Annotated in this window: 15 protein-coding genes; 6 read left to right on the forward strand and 9 right to left on the reverse strand. The window is 43.0% G+C overall.

What is annotated here, in order from left to right:
* The 4 genes from A3EU_RS35315 to recQ form a co-directional block, all read right to left on the reverse strand.
* The coding region (locus A3EU_RS35315; protein WP_044086424.1) for a choice-of-anchor R domain-containing protein at positions 1-1,396 on the reverse strand (1,396 nt) is incomplete at its 3' end.
* A gap of 446 nt (positions 1,397-1,842) precedes the next feature.
* Positions 1,843-4,695 carry a peroxidase family protein gene (locus A3EU_RS33205; RefSeq protein WP_169433392.1) on the reverse strand — a complete coding sequence of 951 codons (2,853 nt, stop codon included), beginning with the start codon at positions 4,693-4,695 and terminating at the stop codon, positions 1,843-1,845.
* 492 nt (positions 4,696-5,187) lie between these two features.
* On the reverse strand, positions 5,188-5,601 hold the full coding sequence (gene aroQ, locus A3EU_RS0122800; RefSeq protein WP_020538518.1) for a type II 3-dehydroquinate dehydratase: 414 nt from the start codon (positions 5,599-5,601) through the stop codon (positions 5,188-5,190).
* A gap of 7 nt (positions 5,602-5,608) precedes the next feature.
* Positions 5,609-7,810 (reverse strand): DNA helicase RecQ, encoded by a 2,202-nt coding sequence (gene recQ / locus A3EU_RS0122805; RefSeq protein WP_020538519.1) that lies wholly within the window; start codon positions 7,808-7,810, stop codon positions 5,609-5,611.
* A 282-nt stretch (positions 7,811-8,092) separates the two neighbouring features.
* Between recQ and A3EU_RS0122810 the strand changes: the two genes are divergently transcribed.
* A complete protein-coding gene (locus A3EU_RS0122810) occupies positions 8,093-9,064 on the forward strand; it encodes a KpsF/GutQ family sugar-phosphate isomerase (RefSeq protein ID WP_020538520.1) in 972 nt (323 codons plus the stop codon).
* A gap of 51 nt (positions 9,065-9,115) precedes the next feature.
* Here A3EU_RS0122810 and A3EU_RS0122815 read toward each other — a convergent pair whose 3' ends face one another.
* The 3 genes from A3EU_RS0122815 to A3EU_RS0122825 form a co-directional block, all read right to left on the reverse strand.
* Complete coding sequence (locus A3EU_RS0122815; protein WP_020538521.1) at positions 9,116-11,569, reverse strand: CotH kinase family protein; 2,454 nt, start codon at positions 11,567-11,569, stop codon at positions 9,116-9,118.
* A gap of 88 nt (positions 11,570-11,657) precedes the next feature.
* Positions 11,658-12,200 (reverse strand): hypothetical protein, encoded by a 543-nt coding sequence (locus A3EU_RS0122820; RefSeq protein WP_020538522.1) that lies wholly within the window; start codon positions 12,198-12,200, stop codon positions 11,658-11,660.
* A gap of 385 nt (positions 12,201-12,585) precedes the next feature.
* The gene (locus tag A3EU_RS0122825) at positions 12,586-13,494 is read right to left on the reverse strand and encodes an ROK family protein (RefSeq protein WP_020538523.1); all 909 of its coding nucleotides are present in this window, start codon (positions 13,492-13,494) and stop codon (positions 12,586-12,588) included.
* A gap of 260 nt (positions 13,495-13,754) precedes the next feature.
* Here A3EU_RS0122825 and A3EU_RS0122830 point away from each other — a divergent pair, with 260 nt between their 5' ends.
* The 5 genes from A3EU_RS0122830 to A3EU_RS0122850 all read left to right on the forward strand — a co-directional run bounded on the left by A3EU_RS0122830 (position 13,755) and on the right by A3EU_RS0122850 (position 17,810).
* Positions 13,755-14,453 carry an SDR family NAD(P)-dependent oxidoreductase gene (locus A3EU_RS0122830; RefSeq protein WP_020538524.1) on the forward strand — a complete coding sequence of 233 codons (699 nt, stop codon included), beginning with the start codon at positions 13,755-13,757 and terminating at the stop codon, positions 14,451-14,453.
* Positions 14,454-14,525: 72 nt separating this feature from the next.
* Positions 14,526-15,278, forward strand: coding sequence for a ParA family protein (locus tag A3EU_RS0122835; protein ID WP_020538525.1), 753 nt, complete (start codon positions 14,526-14,528; stop codon positions 15,276-15,278).
* Between the two features lie 174 nt (positions 15,279-15,452).
* On the forward strand, positions 15,453-15,896 hold the full coding sequence (locus A3EU_RS0122840) for a hypothetical protein (protein ID WP_020538526.1): 444 nt from the start codon (positions 15,453-15,455) through the stop codon (positions 15,894-15,896).
* Positions 15,897-15,998: 102 nt separating this feature from the next.
* On the forward strand, positions 15,999-17,177 hold the full coding sequence (locus tag A3EU_RS0122845; RefSeq protein ID WP_083937541.1) for a thioredoxin family protein: 1,179 nt from the start codon (positions 15,999-16,001) through the stop codon (positions 17,175-17,177).
* 93 nt (positions 17,178-17,270) lie between these two features.
* A complete protein-coding gene (locus A3EU_RS0122850) occupies positions 17,271-17,810 on the forward strand; it encodes a hypothetical protein (protein ID WP_020538528.1) in 540 nt (179 codons plus the stop codon).
* Between the two features lie 7 nt (positions 17,811-17,817).
* On the opposite strand, the gene A3EU_RS0122855 is transcribed toward A3EU_RS0122850, so the two are convergent.
* Both A3EU_RS0122855 and A3EU_RS0122860 read right to left on the reverse strand, forming a co-directional pair.
* Positions 17,818-18,411: a Uma2 family endonuclease gene (locus tag A3EU_RS0122855; protein WP_020538529.1), complete on the reverse strand. Its 594-nt coding sequence runs from the start codon at positions 18,409-18,411 to the stop codon at positions 17,818-17,820.
* Between the two features lie 51 nt (positions 18,412-18,462).
* Positions 18,463-20,103 (reverse strand): NAD+ synthase, encoded by a 1,641-nt coding sequence (locus A3EU_RS0122860; protein ID WP_020538530.1) that lies wholly within the window; start codon positions 20,101-20,103, stop codon positions 18,463-18,465.
* Between the last annotated feature and the right edge of the window lie 82 nt (positions 20,104-20,185).

Raw genomic sequence — 20,185 nt, forward strand, 5'->3', positions numbered from 1 at the left:
GACCTGGCTCCAATGGCATTTCAATGCGGAAATCCTGATCAAAGAACGCGTTGACACCAAAGAATGGATCAACAAAGTAAGCACCCTCAGAACCACCAAGGATATTCTCACATGGATTGTCTTCGTTGAACGCTCCCTGGAACAAAGCGATGTTCAAGCCAGGAATGTNAGAAGCTGTCTGAATGTTGTACACATCCGTTGCAGGTAGATCAGGATCAACCGTGAAGGTGATCAGGTCGTAGTTGTAATCAACACCAGCTGCAGGCTCAAAGAAGCTTTGGAAACAGCTATAGTCGTCCAGGGCAATCGTTGGCTCCGTGCCGTCGATGCTACCTTCCAACGTCTGAAGGTCGAAATCAACCGTTACTTCGTCTGTGTCAGCAGGACACTCTACCACTGGGTCGGTTTTGTCTTCGGCGAAAAGATCGCCCCAACAAGTGTAAACCAAAGCACCATTAACATATGCTTCAGCCATGTAGGTATGCTCACCACAACCAGCAATAACGTTAGTCGTACCACCATCAACAGTGATAACAATTTCGTCAGCACATTCGATGTTACCGGTCATTACCATTTGAGGGGTAATCGTAGCAGTACATTCTGCACCAAGGGTAACGTTTACGTTTGCGATACAGCCAATGTTCAATTCTTCGTCACATGGCGTTTCGATTTCATTGAACATAACCATCATGCCGAATTCTACACCAGCAATACCTAGTGGTCCAAGACAGTCAGCTCCAAGCTCACCCCAAACATCATCACAGGTTGTTACTCCATTAAAAGGCCCACCTGTTTGGTGTAACCAATGGCCTGGTTCTCCAACAACAGTTGCAGTAGGCTCCCAGAACCACTGAGTAAAAGAATCAGCGAACGGAGCAACAGTTACCCAATAGCGGGTGCTAGGGGTTAAAACAACTTCATCAACAAATTCAATAAAAAGGTCAGCATCTCCTTCTGGATCAACAGTAGCACCTGCGAAGTCGTTCGTGTAAACAACAGCACCAGGCTCGCCGCCAGCATCTGCCCAAATAATTACACGTACGGTACTGGTTGAAATAAATCCAGCAGTCTCTTCTGTTCCCGGTACACTAACGGAACACAAAGAAGAACCTACCGCAGGAGAAACGAAATCCTCAGCACCGTAGGTCGCATTACCGCCAAAATTGGTCCACACCTGGGAGGTAATCCCTGGAAGAAATGGGCCAGCAGTATTATCGTAGGAAGGAAGGTCGCCAACACAGTTTCCTGCAGCAGCAGCTCCTGATGCCCAACCGTCTCCGGGTGCGCTAAAATCAGCCTGCCCCATTGCTGGAACAGCAAAAGCAAGACCACCCAATACCAGCAGAGCGCTGAATATTTTGGTAGTATTGCTCAAACATTGTCTAAATGTTTGCATAAGATTACAATTTGTTATGAATAAAAAAAGGTTATGTATGCGCTATTCATATAGCACGGTCTAGGTCGTCCGAACAATTACTGGTTACAGCAATTATTCAGCACTATTTTTTGGTCGTCGTCAAAAATCGTCACAATATAAAGCATTGTGACTAAATATTATACATAAAAGCATAGGAATGAGCTTAAGCCTTCCTGCTACTTCTAATTATATCAATTTAACAATAATCTATTAAAGCTGGCAAACAGGTATGTGCGTTTGCGATTGGATGGTGTAATGTGAGATGCAAGTAAAGAATTTCACTCGCGAAAGTTAGTCATGGGATTATTGTTATTGCAAAGTTATGGTTTTCATCGGAAAAAAACCAATTAAGATTATCTCTTTAGTGAAAAAGAAACAACGATAACCGCAACTAGCTGACAGTCAGATTGTTATATTTAATTATTTTATTGCTTCACTATTGCTTTAGTAACTGTTTCTGTGGATGTTACGATCTGGTAAAAGAAAACACCAATCTCGTCGCCAATAATATCTTCCTGAATAACCCAAGCGTGGTTACCAGCCGACAGGTATTGCCTATTCGTATAAATCACCCTGCCGTCTGCAGAAAAAAGCTTGAAGCTAACCATATCCCCATTACCAAGTGTAAAAGGAATTTGGGTTTGTTCCCGGAAAGGATTGGGTTCATTTTGCCCAAAAATGTTCTCTTGCTGCTTTTTATTGGTTTTCAATGATAGTCCGTAAACTTGCCCTGAAGCATCATAAGCCTCCGCAGCGAGTACTCGACTAAAAAGAATAATGTCTGCTAATTCACCATCAACGCGGGGAAGAATTGTCAATTTAAGTTGGCCGTTTGCTTGGCTGGCATCAGGTGTATTCCAACTCATTCTAAGTTCATTCCCTTCCGTAGCGAAATACTCCGATGGCCAATCTCCGGAAATATCCATTATTTCAGCATCCTTGACTTCCAGACCAAACTGCCAGCCTTGCAACTCTTCTGTTGATTGTAAGCGCAGATTTATCGTGGTCAACTCTCCAGCTTCCAATTGTTGATTATCGAAAACCAGTTCCAGGTCTTTCGGTAATGAACGTGGCTCTCCCGAACCTTCGAGAAACGGGTCTACGCTATTGTTTACATCACCAACCTTTATAGCAACAAAACCACTATTGTAATCTGCGGCATGCTCAGAATAGAAGTCCAACCATTCTGGAAAATCCTGTACAAGTGGGTTTTCACCTTCCGGGAACTCATAAGCTCCTAGGACAAAGCGCCACGATGTATTATTTCCAAAATCAGGGTCTATTCCTAAGATTACTTTACGGAGCCGAATAAGATCAATCGTTGTAATAGTACCACTCGCGTTAACGTCAGCAGCGATCTGCTGATAGGGGCTGGTAAATGGAACTATACCTAATATATGTTTCTGTATTTGAATGATATCAAATGTTGAAACGCCATTGAGGTGATCTTCATTCAATACAGGAAGTAATAGGCTAAGGTCACAGAATGGCATTTCAGCAAAACCATAGGCACCATCCTCACTTGTAGACTGCATCATCAGCTCGGTACCGAATGTCAGCTCTAGGTTTACCCCGGAAACGGGGATACCATTAGCCGTCCTTACCTGCCCAGATAGCTCAAGGGTCATGTTGTCACAAATCTCTTGATGAGGCAGTGCGCCAAAGACGTTATCCTGCATCAAATTGATATCTGTATTGTACATGATAATATCCCGTAACGTCGTATTGTGGATATAATTTTTCTCTGTATCAGTAAGCACCGGGTCATTCCAGTAATAAAAGCGATCACCATCACGTAACGCAATGAATTGTTCACTCAAAATTTCATGGAGTGTCTGCCCAAAAATCGATCCCGGAACGGTGCGCTCTGCCAACATCCCAACCCAGGGATCAATGTCATCGATATTGGTATACAACGTCAATAAACGTGTAAATACAGCAGCACTGGAATTTATCTGTTGAAAAAAGTTATAGGGTGCTAATCCAAAATTTTCCCGTACAGTATTAAAATCAGGTAAGCCGCGTTCTCGGCCACGGTTAATATTAATTGAAGCTAGATCAAGTCCGCCAAACCCCGGCTGACCGAACAAAAAGTTACGAACATCACTGATCACCTTAGCATCAAATTCTTGCTGAACCTGCACTCCCATACCCTTTAGAAAAGGCTCTATCCCACCTGTTTCTTGGATAGCATAGGGGTTGAAAAAAGCATCCTGCAAAGTCATGTTGCCCTGAGGAATAACATTCCCCTCGTTATCCAGTCGCATCAAATTGGAACTTAACAACGTATGTCCCATACGAAAAGCAGCAGCCGTAAATACATTAAACAGTTGTGGGTTTACAGCCTCATCATAACCATCATAAGGCGTCAGTTGTAAGCCTATAGCTGGCAACCACTCATCATACACAACCGACTGAATCAAACCACCGACAATTTTACGCGCGTGTTGATATAATTGCTCATCAGTCCAATCAGGATATTTTTGTGCTAATAGCTCACACTGTCGATTATGCTCTCTTACAAAAAGTGTGTGCATTGTTGCTAGTAGTGGATTTTCACTTGCACGTGCATCCCCGGCTACAAAAATAACAGTGGAAATCCCCGTCGCATTATCCATGTGTGGGGCACTCGCATCAATTGGATCATCAAATTCCCCTGTTACTGTATTATAGGGTAAGAGATTCCCTTCGGAAGTTTTTAATTTCCCTTCAGAAAACGTTCTCAACCAGTTCGCTCGATCCAAATCCGATCCATAAACGCCGGATGCATCAATAAATGCTGTTATTTCATTGATGTAACGACGAGGGTTAGAAACGTCAGTTCCCGAAGTTGGGTCAAAAGTATTCCTGTGCATAGGGATGACCGCCATTCCTACCCCCAGAGGGTCAAACCAAGGATCACCAGAAGGCACATCAATAAACAAGGGCTCTGGCCCATCTCCTGTTAAGCCAATATCATGGTCAATAAACTGTCCTATGACCCATATAAAGTCACTTAATGCCAGGGGATCATTAAGTGGAGAATCTTGATTAAACAAACTGTTAGATACTTCACGAGGATTAGGACGGGATACTCCTCCTATTTCACTATACCCATCAGCAAAACCGACCGTTGTTCTTTGTATTAAAGCTGTATGAGCAGCTCCTAATAAAGGATTTGTAAAGTTATTCTGAGAACCATCGATCGTTCGATAGTTCACTACATCTTGTACTTGGCCTAAGGCAAAATAAGTAGCACCAAACAAGAGTACGGTAAGAATAAGTAGATTTTTAGTCATAGCTGCAAACATTAAAGTTCATGGGAGGAAAAGCCACATCTATAATTCATGTTTCTTTTCAATGAAAAGCACATCAGCAAAGATAATTGTTCTTTCTAAAATTTACTAGTGACCTTTGTCACACTTGATGAAAAAACATATATAATCGCATTTTGATTATAGTTGCGCCCGAATAACAATTGAGCATCGCTTTGGTCAGCAAAAAATCTAAAAAATGACAAAAGAATGAATATCCTAGCCACCTAGGTAGACTTTCTATTTACACCTAGTAGTGTCATGCCCATGTCACTATTCGATCAAAAAAAACAGAAATTACTCGCTTCTATACATTGCAAGCACAAAAAAAAACACCACAGTTGTCCTAATTGTGAAGAAAATGTTAAATTTGATCGAACTGTTTTGGATACAACAGTCGGGTGATTTCATCGTGAAGGGTGTCTCTGTTGAGATATCCTTCATTTTTTTGCCTATAATTAAGCGTTTCTGAGCTTATCAAAGCAGGTAATGTACCGCTAACTCATACCCTCTCAAACCGAAGCCCACTATTACTCCTTCACAATGAGGTGAGAGGTAAGAGTGTTGTCGAAAAGATTCTCGTTTATAAACATTAGAAATATGCACCTCGATCACCGGGGTCTCAATTCCGGCAATTGCATCAGCAATCGCTACGGAGGTGTGAGTATAAGCACCCGCATTAAGTATAATTCCATCATAACTGAAACCCACCTCGTGCAATTTATCAATCAGTCCTCCTTCTGAGTTTGATTGAAAATAATGTAAGCTCACCTCCGGGAAAAGTCCTTTGAGGTGAAGGAGAAAATCTTCAAAAGAGTCTTCTCCATAAATTTCGGGCTGACGGCGTCCTAACAAGTTAAGATTAGGGCCATTAATGATCATGATTTCCATCAAATACCTAGTTAGCCATATCAGAGAGGAATTTGATCCTCACCAACTGAATTTCCTCTATTGTAATATCATCCTCTTTCAATTCAGCAAAAGCCTCTTCTATGGAATCTGATTCGGCTTGCATAAAATACTCCATGATATCTTCCCTGGCGTATTCATCCAGGTTGTCTTCCAGGTAGTAATCCAAGCTTACTTTGGTTCCAGAAGTGACAATAGCATCTAGCTCTGCCATCAAGTCTTCCATGGAAAGACTGTTTGAACTTGCTAAATCTTCTAGTGGGATTTTGCGGTCAATGCCTTGAATAATACTCACCTTCATCCGAGACTTATTTGCCACTTGTTTGACAACAAACTCTGTAGGGCGAATAATGTCATTTGCTTCAACGTAAGCTTCAATCAACTCCAAAAACGGGCGGCCATAACGACGGGCTTTACCAACACTTACCCCTGACACATGTGCCATTTCATCCAGAGTAATCGGGTACTGTGTTGCCATATCTTCCAAGCTCGGGTCTTGAAAAATAACAAAAGGAGGAACATCTTTATGTTTAGCTTCTTTCCGACGTAAGTCTTTCAGCATTTTCAAAAGCTGATCGTCTAAAACAGACGTTTTCCCACTATTCTCGATCCTGGCCTCCGCCATTTCGGCTTCGTAATTATGATCGATAGGAATTTCAAAGCTTGTTGGGTTAGCGATGTATTCATGCCCCGCAGGGTGCATTTTTATCAAACCGTAAGTCTCTACATCTTTATAAATCAAATTATTAAGCAGTGCCTGGCGGATAACACTATTCCAGAAAGTCTCGTCCTTATCCTTTCCTGCTCCAAACCCTTCCCGCTTATCAAAGCGAAAATCTTTAATTTCTTTGGTCCCTTTTCCTTTAATAAAATCAATCAAAATTTTGATCCCATAGTTCTCATCAAGTCGAACGACTGCATTTAGCGCAATCAACACTTCTTTTTTTACTTCTACTTTTTCTTTAGGGTGCCGACAGTTATCGCACATTTTATTACAATTACCCTCATCGTACTCTTCTCCAAAGTAGTGCAATAGAAAACGGCGGCGACAAGCAGTTGTTTCGGCGTAAGCCATCACCTCGTGCATGAGTTGCACGCCCATTTCTCGTTCAGCAACTGGCTTATCTCGCAGAAACTTCTCTAACTTGAGGATATCCTTATAGCTATAGAACGCTACACATCTTCCCTCCAGACCATCACGTCCGGCACGCCCGGTTTCCTGGTAATAGTTTTCAATGCTTTTAGGAATATCGTAATGAATAACAAATCGAACATCTGGTTTATCAATTCCCATCCCAAACGCAATGGTAGCCACTATAACATCGATGTCTTCCATCAGGAAAGCATCTTGGGTCTTACTACGGGTTTTGGCATCCAAGCCTGCATGATAAGGAGCTGCCCGAACATCATTTACAGCTAAGGCTTCTGCTATTTCTTCAGCAGATTTACGGCTTTGCACATAAACAATACCCGACTTTCCATCCATGCTTTTAACCACCTGAATAATATCACGGATCGTTTGCTCTTTTTTCCCTTTGGGGCGAACTTCATAGTAGAGGTTATCCCTGTTAAAGGAAGAGATATAGGTATTGTGCTCCTCCATATTGAGGTTCTTCACAATATCTGATTGTACCTTTGGTGTAGCTGTAGCAGTAAGTGCTACCACCGGAATACCCTCTCCGATAGCATCCAACATTAGCCGAATACGGCGGTATTCTGGTCGAAAATCATGCCCCCATTCCGAAATACAATGTGCCTCATCAACCGCTACAAAAGATACATTGACTTGTTGGAAAAATTCAATATTCTCTTGTTTGGTAAGTGTTTCAGGTGCAATAAACAGCAATTTGGTTTTACCGTCTGTAATATCCTGTTTAACCTGTTTCATTTGCGCTTTGGTCAGCGATGAATTCAGGAAATGTGCAACCTCATCTCGCTGGCTGTAACCACGGATAGAGTCTACTTGATTTTTCATCAATGCAATCAGAGGCGAAATAATCAAAGCAGTACCTTCAAGAATCAACGCAGGCAGTTGGTAACAAAGTGATTTACCACCGCCTGTAGGCATAATTACGAAGGTGTCCTTGCCATCAAGGACACTTTGAATAATCTCTTCCTGATTCCCTTTGAATTTATCAAATCCAAAATACTCTTGTAGTTCGTCGTGAAGGGAATACTTAGTAACAGTCATGTTAACGCTCTTTTCCTCTAGAATTTAGCTAATTTTGCGGCAGGATTTGCTCAGCAGACCCAAGACCGAAAAAATCGGTTTTGAGGTAAATGCCCCTAACCGATGCTTTGTTGGAATTTATTTGGTTCAACCAAATAATGTCGGGTTAGGCGTTTTTCGGCTGTTTAAATTTAAGGATTTTTTATAAGACTAGTGATTGAATGCCCTTTTTTATTCTTTTATTCTCTCGGACGCTCTCTTCTTTCAGTTACTAACAATATACTTACACTCACTATCAAAGCTTTGAAAACAAAAGATATCATCCGCCGCACTGCTACTCAAACACTTGCTATTGAGATCGCAACACTGGAGATGCTCCATGCTTCCATCAATGATGATTTCGTTGCTTGTGTAGAAGCTATTTACCAAGCTCCGGGCCGACTAGTTGTTACAGGTGTGGGCAAAAGTGCAATCATCGCCCAAAAAATTGTTGCTACACTTAACTCTACTGGGACTCCAGCTCTCTTTATGCACGCTGCTGATGCTATCCACGGCGACCTGGGAATGGTACGCCCTCATGATCTGGTGCTTTGTTTATCTAAAAGCGGGGAAACCGCAGAGATTAAAGTGCTTGCGCCATTGGTCAGCAATCTAGGCAACCTGCTTATTGGTATGACAAGCAAAGAGGATTCTTTTCTTGCCCGGCGAGCAGATTTTCTCCTTCACACACCCATCACTAAAGAAGCGGACCCTAATAACCTGGCTCCAACAGCCAGTACCACCGCACAAATGGCTATGGGCGACGCCTTGGCCACCTCTTTACTGGCCTTGAGAGGCTTTTCTTCTCAGGATTTTGCACAGTATCATCCTGGTGGTGCTTTAGGCAAACAACTGTACCTCAGGGTGAGCGACCTCTACCCTAACAATCAGCGCCCAGAGGTAAAACCCAGCAATACGCTACAAGAGAGTATCCTGGAAATAACGGCAAAATGCCTTGGCGCAACAGCCGTAGTCGACGAGGAAAATAAACTTTGCGGAATCATCACCGACGGTGACCTTCGTCGCATGCTCGAGAAAGGGCTAAACTTCACCCAGCTATGCGCAGCTGATGTCATGCATACTCAGCCACGAACAATTCTCGACACTGCATTGGCGGTTAATGCCTTGGAGCAAATGCGCACCAACAGTATTTCTCAGCTGATCGTCATCAATGAAGCCGGGCACTATCTTGGCTTTGTCCATCTTCATGACCTTATCAGAGAGGGGTTGATTTAAGGTGTAAGGGTGTAAGAGTGTAAGAGTGTAAAAATGTAAGGGTGTAAGGGTTTACATGACAAATTTAATACTCACATTGGTCTTTTTACCTCTAGCAGTGACAACGTATACGCCATTAGGTAATGCCGGAATGGGTAAGCTTTTTTCGCTATAGCCTGTAGGAAAATGCTCTTCCTTAAAATGTTGTAGCAAACGCCCTTGTACATCAAACAGTCTAAAGTTTATTTCATCAGCTTGAGGAAGGGTGATACCTACTTGTAGTTCGCCTTCTTGATCAAGGTATACTTCTAGTACTGCTGTTTCAGGCCCACCTGAAAAGTAGGCTACAATTTCATCATCTTCCTGGAAATTATAGCGGATACTTGTCGATTGATCAGGGTTGGTAATCGTTTTCTCCGATTGCCAGTGTTGAAACTGGTAACCGGGATATGGCTTAATAATCAATTCAACAGGTACTCCGTTAAAATAGGTACCCTCCCAGGGAAGCTCCTCAGGCTCAATCGTACTGATTTGAATAGTACCTGCTCCCGGGGGGTATATTTGTAACCGAAGACGAACTTCATTTGCTAATCCAAAATATTCTTTGACGTCCTCCAAGGCATAAAGAGGACGATTTTCTAAATAATCATAAAGCACTGGAATGCGCTCATTGGCCCAAAGGTTATAACCTGGCCAACCCCATCGTTCAAAATGACGGGGCATTTCTGGATCAATTTCTGCCACTGTTAAATCCACCTCCTTGCGAAAAACATCCGGCTCAAAGATGGTATTGAATAAATCGGCGTAGCGATTGATGAAATAATGTCGATAGGTTTCGTTATCCAATAATTTCAGAAAAAGATCAACGTGCTTATTATGCCCTTCCAAAGGAGTGAGCAGGCTATCGAGGTTGTTTTGGTAATAGGCTGACCACCCGTGCCGCCCCATCGCTATATCCAGATCAAAAATCAGGTAGCGCCAACGCGCTTCTGATGTTCTTTCACGCCAGTATTTAATATTATTGTGTAACCAATCACCATTATTGAGGCCAGACTGAACGATGAACCCTTCTGCAATGTTTTCAACATCGAAATAAGCTGCTGCCTGCTGGAAATTGGCCTCATTCTCCAAGTCGTTAGACATAATATACTGATACATGCTGTCAAAGGCTACGAAGTCGCCGGTAACTATGGTATTGTCTTCTTCCAACAAATCGACCTCTTCTGTATCCACACCATAGTTATGTAGCAAGTAGTATTCGTCTGATTTCTCCCGCATATTAGCCACTCCGTAAAACGTGCCATTGATATACAGCACTACCGGGCGGTGAGCCATCACATCCAGGTTTAAGTCACTTTTAATAAAATAACGGGCAAGGAAAGCGTCTCGAAAATGAGCATTGTTATAATCACCACTGGCGTTCCGCAAGATGAGCCTTTTGTACGTCGTACGCTCACGATCAGCAAAAAAAGGATAATCGACGGTACTGCTACCATATTTTTTCTTGACTAAAATCCGAATTGGCTTCATTGGATTGGTACGTGCACCACGCCCGCCATGAACTTTTGTATCAGCGTCGAAAGCTATGCCCAATTCCTGATCAGCCGTAAAGAATTCCGTATGAATAGGGTGCTCCTCTTCTGACCAATAATTAGAACCGTAATAAGGCCACTCCTCCTCGGCATCAGGGCCACCATCGACAAGAATCCCCCTTTCCCAACTCCAAAGATCATCAGGCGTTCCGATCACCGACATAATAGGTAAGGTGTGATTTTCATTGATAAAAAACGTACGATTGGCCACAGGAGAAGGCAACAAACCTGGAGCTATCGCCACAACCCTTAAAGCGGTCGTCGTATCAAGTAATATTCCACCTGAATAAAGCTCGGATGAAGCACTAGGAATACTTCCGTCACGGGTAAAAAATAATGCGGCGGCGGGATTAGTATGAGTGATTTGAACAGAAGTAGCTGTTGAAAAAAAATGCCCTGCTGTAACCCACGCTGGATCATCAGTAAAGCCGCTTCCCGGAGCATCATCATTACTGCTCCCTGGGCTAGGAACCGAGAATACAGCTAATTGTGGAGAGCCATCCAATAAGCGGCCTATGCTTTGATCTTCCTCTAACGCGGGAAAGTTTATTTCATCAATGATAAGCCCAGCAGGATTGCTGAGCACCACATTTTCGCCACCGGCTGATAACTTGAAATTTGTGTGAGGGTTAGTAGCTGCTAAATCTCGATCAGAAGCAAAAATCAGTAACCAACTATCTGGCTCAATAGTGATCTCAGGAAATGACCATTTCGAGGGGTCTGCAGGATCGTCACTTAGGGAATAATTATCTAAATTAACCGCATTGTCTCCCGCATTATAAAGCTCTATCCAGTCAGGATAATCTCCAAATTCATCCTCAACGATATTGGTATTACTGGCGCATATTTCGTTGATGAGCACTTGAGCAAGCAACTGATCGACATTAAGGATAGCAAAAAAAAGGAATAGAAAGAGCAGCTGGCGATAAAACATAAATAAAGGTATTAGAAAACGAAGTTCCCGGAAATCTCCTTAACAAACCTATTTTGGAACACTAACAAGGTTGATATTGTCGGGTGCCTTACTGCTTTGGTGTACTATTTATGATCGTTAGGAAGACCAACATCATTTTTTCAGGGAGACTAGCCTCTAGTTCATCAACAATAATCCACTCTCGGGGGTCTCCTTCAAAGGCAGTGTACATCTCAAAGAAGCCATACTTTTCAGTATCAATAACCCATTCGTCTAGCATATTACTGTACCTGGACTGCCACTTGTACTCTCCTCCTCCGGGGCGGCTGATGCGCCATTCTCGCAAATTGTCGCGCCAGATGGTACGAGCATCAACAATGATGTTTTCGCCTCTGGCTTCCCACTGATCGATTCTTTCCGGCCATTTGGTTTTTAATTGCCCAGTCCATTCACCAATACGATATTCCCACTGTGTCCAATCGCCTCTACTATTCCAGCGCAAGCGTAGTGTTCCTTCTTCCCCCTCTACACTCGTATAGATGGTCCACTCCGCAAAACTATCACTCCATTGACTTGCAATCGCAGTTAATTGCTGCCCAAACAAGTGGCTTCCTGACAGGATCATCAATAAGATGAAAAGGGTGTTTTTCATGTTAGACTAATTATTTATTCTATGAAATAAAGCACGTAAAGAGGTTACTTTATTGTGAAATTATTATTTTTGAGATCAATAGACGAGACTATTGAGCAAAAAAAAGGTCGTCACTCAATGCGACGACCGTAATAGACTAGTATGAAAAAACGCTCAATAGTTCTTATAAGAGAATTCCCTTGTATTAAAATGCAGGGGAATTTTTTTGTTTATTTTCCTTATAGACGCATTCTAAACAGAAAGCGTTGCAAGGTTTAGACACTTTTAACAGTTTCTTCACACAGTATACCGTCAAAAGGCCATTTTTGTTGGCATTATTCTACGAATTTTGGCATTTATAAGACAAAAAACGCCTGAACAGAATTTATAGCAGGTTTTGCAATTATTAACGAACCAACATTGCTGCTCCGAATACCCCTGCACTATCTCCCAAAACAGGACGTAGAATAGGGGTATCAAGTCGTGGATTGAATACTTGCTTGCGTACACTATCTACACCTTCTTTATAAAGAAGATCAATATTGGAAAGTCCTCCACCCAAAATAATGGCAGTAGGGTCAAGAATATCAATTACATTGGCCAATCCCCGTCCAAAAAAATGAATTAACCGATTTATCGTAGCATTAACATGCTCATCTTTGGTGCCAGCTTTAAATTCATTAATCATCGTAGAGAGTTTACGTTCTTGCCCTGTCCTTTGTTTGTAATAACGTTCCAGGCCAGTTCCGGAGATTAGCATCTCTACACAGCCAATTTGCCCGCAATAACACTCCCCTCCTGACTTGTCTAAAAAGCTGTGCCCCCATTCTCCGCCAATACCCTGAGCCCCATTCCAAATTTTCCCATTAATGACAATACCACCTCCTACACCAGTACCCATAATAACACCGAAAATGAGATGATCCTCAGCCGCGTATACCTTTCCAGCCCCTAACAAAGTTTCAGCGACAGCAAAACAGTTGGCATCATTGGCCATCACAACAGGAATACCCAATGCTATTTCAAGGTCTTTAGCAAAAGGCTTTCCGTTAAGTATCGTCGTATTACTGTTTTTCATTAGCCCCGTTGATGGATCAATCGCACCAGGGGTACCGATCCCCAATTTAGCTGGAGCCTTGTCTACCTCTTCACTGGCCAGTTCCAACACACGCTTTACCTGAGCAATAATGTGATCATATCCTTTTTCACGTTCCGTGGGCAAACGACGTCTACTCAGTATCGTTCCATCCTTTTTTATGGCTACTGCCTCAATTTTTGTCCCCCCTAAATCGATTCCGAATAATATTTCCGCCATAGATGCTTGTTTTTATATATGTTCTACTAATCAACCTAATATAAAAGCTTTTTATGACTCTCCTAAACTCTGCCACTGTGGGTAGAAGCTCTGGCGGATATATTTCAACTAATTGTCTGAGTAAAGGTTCTTTCACCAAAATTGGCCTTAAGGGGCCAAAAACGAGCTATAAACAAATATTAATACAAATGCCGTCTCCTTAAAAAGGGATGAACAAGAAGCCCTATTTGCTGTTCCATTTACGATCATAAAACAGACAAATGGCAAATCGTAATATTCTCGTTGTAGGTGGAAGCTCCGGCATTGGATTCGCATTGGTGGAAGAATTATTAGCAGCAGGTGACAACATCTATGTTTGGTCACGCGAAGAACGGGGACTAGCAGCCTTACATGGCGTACATCATTATGCTATCGATGTACTAACAGACGAACTTCCAAAGCAAGATTTACCGGAAATATTGCATGGTTTTGCCTACTGCCCGGGGAGTATTAACCTCAAGCCGTTTCGCGGACTCAAACCCGAGCAATTTCGGGAAGAAATGGAGATAAACCTTATTGGAGCAGTACGCTGCTTACAAGCAGTAGAACGTTTATTTAAGAAAGCTGACCAAGCCGCTGTCGTCCTTTTTAGTACCGTTGCCGTACAACGTGGAATGGCTTTCCATGCTGGCGTAGCAGCGGCCAAAGGCGCTATAGAAGGACTAACACGTTCGCTGGCCGCAGAATGGGCCCCAAAAGTTCGCGTCAACGCCCTTGCTCCTAGCCTTACAGATACACCATTGGCCGCGAATCTGCTGGCCAATGATGAAAAGCGAAAAGCGATGGCTGAACGCCACCCTTTACAAAAGGTAGCTACCGCTGTAGAAGTAGCGAAACTAGCAAAATACCTCCTCAGTGACGATGCTGGGTTCATCACTGGTCAGGTCATAGGTATTGATGGAGGGAAGAGTACCATTTAAATACTCGCGACAATATTTGTCTTCTTTTTCCTTACCTTAGCGCTGTACATAAGTGACTGGGTAAAAATAAGTATGGGAAAGATAATTTCGCTGTTAAATCATAAGGGAGGAGTAGGAAAAACCACCAGTACCATCAACATTGGTGCAGGAATGGTAGAATTGGGAAAAAAGGTACTCTTAGTAGACCTTGATCCTCAGGCTAACCTCACACTTTCCTTGGGCATTCCAAGACAGCCCATTACCATTTATGAAGCTATTCGTGGAGAGTCGGAAGCGACACCTTATACGGTAAAGCCCGGGCTTGATGTCATCATTTCAACATTGGACTTATCCAGCGCAGAGATGGAACTCATCAACGAAGCTGGCCGCGAGTATATCCTTCGCGAAGTATTTGAGCCTTTTCGGGAAGATTATGATTTTATTCTCATCGACTGCCCTCCTTCTTTAGGGCTGCTCACGCTGAATGCTCTTACGGCAAGTGATTATGTCATCATTCCGCTACAGACCGAGTTTTTAGCGATGCAAGGCCTTGCAAAAATCAAGCAAGTCATCCAGAAAGTTCGCTTACGTCTCAACAAAGGATTGGAAATCGGTGGTGTCATGGCAACCATGTATGATGCTCGAAAAGTGCTTAATCGTGATGTTGTTGAGACAATAAAAAAATACTTCGGACCACTGGTTTTCGAAACTTATATCCGCGACAATGTAGCATTAGCTGAGGCACCGGCACAACGTAAAGACATCTTTGCTTATAGCCGAAAAAGCCCCGGCGCTCAAGATTACCTGAGTCTAGCTCAGGAAATAATCGTACGCTCCAATAAGTAACTTCAGTCTTCGTATCGTACAAAAACCACCTGTCGGTTCTCTACCATTTCTCAAGAATAAAATCGCAAGTGTAATTTTTCTGCTTTATTAAGAAACTGAAATACTATAAAATACTGTTATATTTAAGTTACCTGTAAAATGGTAGCGTACCAATTTTTTTAAAAATCGTTCATTTTGGCTAAAAAGCGCTTCACAGAAGGATTAGACAGTCTCTTTGGCGGCACCAACGGACCGCCGAAGGAGTCACTATCTCTATTCCCTGAAGAAACCAAGCCAGGAACAGCCAAAAGAGACGAGGAAAAGAAAAGTAATAAAGGTTTCGCTTCCCAGCTGGATGCCTTCCTTGCAGAAGCCTTCGAAAACGAAGAACCCACTGAAACAAAAGGCAGCGCCCCCTCTAAAAAGGGTAAGCGCTTAGCAGGATTGGATTTGCTCATTCGCCAAACCACTGACGCCCCACCAAAGAGCCGCCCTACATTATCAGAGAAGCGGCGACTGACGCTAGCTTTTGACAAGCAACAGCTAGGCCAACTGAAAGAAATCGCAGAACGGGAAGGTGTATACCTCAAGGATTTGATTAACCAGTTGATCGAACGCTACTTGCAGGAACGTATTTAGAGCTTTTAAGTCTATTTTTTCAAGACAATTCAGGAAATCGTATCTTTGAGCAGGCAGCAATTTAGTGCCTGTGGTCATCTAATCTTGAAAACAACTCTTCCAATGAAAAATATCCTTTTACTTAGCTTGTGCCTTAGTCTTAGCATGACTACTATATCAGCACAAGGCATTGATTTCTTTAAAGGGGAGTGGGAAGCTGCTTTAGAGCAGGCCCGCAACCAAGACAAACTCATTTTTGTAGACGCTTATGCCACTTGGTGTGGCCCTTGTAAGCGTATGGCCGCTGATGTTTTTCCAGATCCTCAGGTTGGTGCATTTTACAATCGTAATTTCATTTCGCTTAAAATGGACATGGAAGCACCGGAAAATGCCGCTTTTAGGGCTAGGTATCCAGTCGCTGCATTTCCTACACTTTACTACATAAGCCCCGATGGCGAAGTAGTACAAAGTGTTAAAGGAGCACAAAGTGTAGATCAGTTTATCAGTACTGGCGAGAAAGCACTGGCTTTGTCCGAGCCTACAGGAGACTATGCGGAACAGTATGCAGATGGCGACCGCAGCCCCGAACTCGTTTACAAGTACGTTCGTTCTTTGATTCGCAATGGAGAATCCCACCTAAAAGTGGCCAATGATTACCTGCGTGATCAAAATGACCTCAATACGCCCGAAAACTTACAATTCATTATGCTGGCAGCTACGGAGGCCGATAGCCGGATTTTCACGATGATGACGGAGCGTAAGAAAGAGATCGTTGCTGCTAATTCTGAAGACCTCTACTACAGTCAGGTTTTTTCTGCTTGCCAAGCAACAGCAGCAAAATCCATCGAATACAGTAGCGTTGATCTACTGGAAGAAGCTTGGGAAAAAATCGAAGAATACTACCCTGAAAAAGCGGAGAAATTCAAGTACGACACTGAAATGGCTTATGCATTGGCTCACCGGGATGGTAAAACCTTTGCCAAAGCTGCCCGCGGTTACGCTAAGAATATCATTCCTGGTGATGCAGCGAAGTTGAATGACTTTGCGCTTCGTATTGCTAATGATTTTGAAACCGACAAGGGTGTACTCGACGTAGCTCAGTATGCTGCCACTGAAGCCATTAAATACAATAGTGACACCTTCCGTCATTATTATACCTTGGCCATCGTAGAAAACAAATTGGGGAATACCAAACAAGCACTCGCTGCTGCTCGTAAAGCACGTGTATTAGCAGAAGCAGATACGCCCAATGCAGTACGTATGCTTACTGCCTTTATCGAAACCCTCGAAAGACAAGGCTAAGTAATATTTTATATTCTAAAAGAAGAAACAAGGCCGGTTGATACCTATTCAACTGGCCTTGTTTTTTTCAAACCCTTTAAATCCTTCATTACCATGAAATATATAGCTCTTTTTTCATTGTTGTTTGTCCTTTCTTTTTTGCCTGCCCAGTCAGATGTACCTGCGCCTGATACCGAAAAGTACGCCGAGGACGTTGTTAGCCTCGATAATATTTTGGAAGCGCTCTATGCATCTATTTCTGGCGAAAAAGGAGAAGCTCGCGACTGGGATCGTTTCCATTACCTCTTTACCGAAGAAGCACGCTTGATCCCCACCGGTAAAAACAAAGAAGGTGAAGTAGGCTACCGAATCATGAGTCCCCAGGAATACGTAGAAGGTTCTGGTAAATGGCTGGAAGAAAACGGTTTTTTTGAAGTAGAAATCTTTCGTGAAGTAGCAGAATACGGCTCACTGGTACATGTGTTCAGTACTTACGAATCTTACCGCTCTAAAGCTGATGAAACTCCCTTTATGCGAGGCATCAACAGTATTCAGTTGCTGAATGATGGAAACCGCTGGTGGGTAATGCACATTTATTGGTTGGGAGAAACGGAGGCACTGCCTCTTCCTGCAAAATACTTGCCTGAAAACTAGCGTGCATTCAAAAATTAGGCTCTTGCAATTCCCGCGCATTCTGGTAGATATCCTGCATACTAATATGAGTATCTAGCGTATGTAGGTAAATGCTTTTGTCTAAACCAATGGTGGTGACCATTTTCCAGTAGTCGCTCCCTTCTTTGTAGAGTACATCCACGACTGGCTTATACTGGTCAATCAACACGTATTCTTTAAAAGAGGAGAGCGAGCAGTATTTATGGAATTTATCTCCCCTATCGTAGCTGCCAGTAGATTTTGAAAGCACTTCTACCACCAAAATGGGATTGGTGTAGGCATTTTTATCTTCTTCGCTGACTTCTACGTCACCGCAAACAACTGACATATCAGGATAAACAAATGAGTTCGCACTATCAATAAACAATCGGATATCACTATTCATTGGTAGGCACTGAAGCCCTTTAGCATCAATTTGATTTCTAATCGCGTTATAAACGCTTCCTCCGATTAATCCATGATTAATCGACCCACCACTCATCGCCCGAATAGAGCCATCCTCGTATTCGCTTTTGAATTCAGCAATTTCTTCTTGTGCCAGGTATTCCTCGATGGTCTGATATGCTAATTTTGGCTCTCCCATAGGTTTTCTATAAAATGATACTATAAATATACATTATTTCTTGTGCAGTATCTAATTCAAATACTTCGCCACTATCGGCAAGCGACGGCCCATCCCGAAGGCTTTGTTGCTCACTCGGATTACGGGAGCGGTCTGGTAACGTTTGAATTCGTTGATGTTTACCAAACGTAAGATGCGACGCACCAAGGCTTCATCAAATCCTTGGGCAATGATTTCTTTAGGGCCTTTTCTTTTCTCGATGTATTGAAACAGTACCTCATCTAGTATGTCATAATCCGGCAGACTATCGCTGTCTTTTTGATCAGGACGAAGCTCAGCCGAAGGAGGCTTGGTGATGATGTTCTCAGGAATGACCTCCCCGTCTTTGTTCATAAACCGAGCCAGTTCGAAGACTTCTGTTTTGTACAAATCACCGATCACACTCAGCCCGCCACACATATCGCCGTAGAGGGTTCCGTATCCTACGGCCATTTCGCTTTTGTTGGAAGTATTGAGCAAAATATTTCCGAATTTATTACTGAAAGCCATCAACAACATTCCTCGACTACGTGCTTGGAGGTTCTCTTCCGTAATATTGAAATCTTTGCCCCAAAAATGAGGACGTAACACTTCCTGATAGCTTTCGTAAATGCCCTCTATCGGAATAATATCGTATTGTGAACCTAGATTTTCTGCCAACTCGCGCGCATCATTAACCGAGTGGTCACTGCTAAACTGGGAAGGCATCAAAATGCAGCGCACATTATCTGGGCCTAGTGCCCGAGCAGCGAGTACCGCTACTACCGCCGAATCAATCCCACCGGAAAGCCCGAGAATAGTTCGCTTAAACCCAAGCTTACCAAAGTAATCCCGCAGCCCCATAACAATGGCGTCGTGGATCAGCGTCATTTTATCACGAGCTTGCTCACCTTTGGGGGCTTTACACGCCTGCACGTCGGCCAGCTCATAGGTACGAATACACTCTTCAAAATAAGGAAGTTCGTCGTACACCTCACCATTAGGGGACATCACTAAAGACCCTCCATCGAAAATGACCTCGGTTTGCGCACCCACGATATTGGTATAAAAGACGGGTAAGTCATAGCGATCTACGTTTGCACGCAACACGTGTACCCGATCCTTGGCATGGTCAAAAGAAAAAGGAGACGCCGAAAGGTTGAGCATAAAATCGGGCTTTTGTCCGATCAACTCGTCCATTGGGCATACTTTGTACAAAGGGTTTTCATTGCCTACATTCCAGATGTCTTCACAAATAGTGAGCGCTATGCGTTGGCCTTTGTATTCCACGATTTGCCATTCGTGAGCAGGTTCAAAATAACGGTATTCGTCAAAAATATCGTAGGTCGGCAGAAGCGTCTTGTGCTGTACGGCCAGTACTTCGCCATCCGCCAAAAAGTAGGCAGAATTATAGAGGTCTTTTCCTTCGGGAACGGGGTTTACCGTCAGTGATCCCAAGACAACAGCTATTCCTTTCGCATCAGCTTTCAAGGCCTCTACAACACCTTCTGCCTGCGCAATAAAATCCTGAAATTCCAGAAAATCGCGGGGCGGATAACCGACAGTTGCCAACTCTGGGAGAAGTACAATATCTGCCCCCTGTTCTTTAGCTTCCGCAATAGCTTTACGCATACGTGCGAGGTTGCCAGAAAAATTTCCAATATGAAGGTTGATTTGCGCAATAGCTATTTTCATAGAAAGGGTAACATTTATGATCGGTAAAGATAAGCCTTGTTCTATGATATAAACAAGAAAAGGAACAGCTTAGTTTAAAAAC

Origin of the sequence: Lewinella cohaerens DSM 23179 (assembly GCF_000379805.1) — a bacterium.
Classification (GTDB): Bacteria; Bacteroidota; Bacteroidia; order Chitinophagales; family Saprospiraceae; genus Lewinella; species Lewinella cohaerens.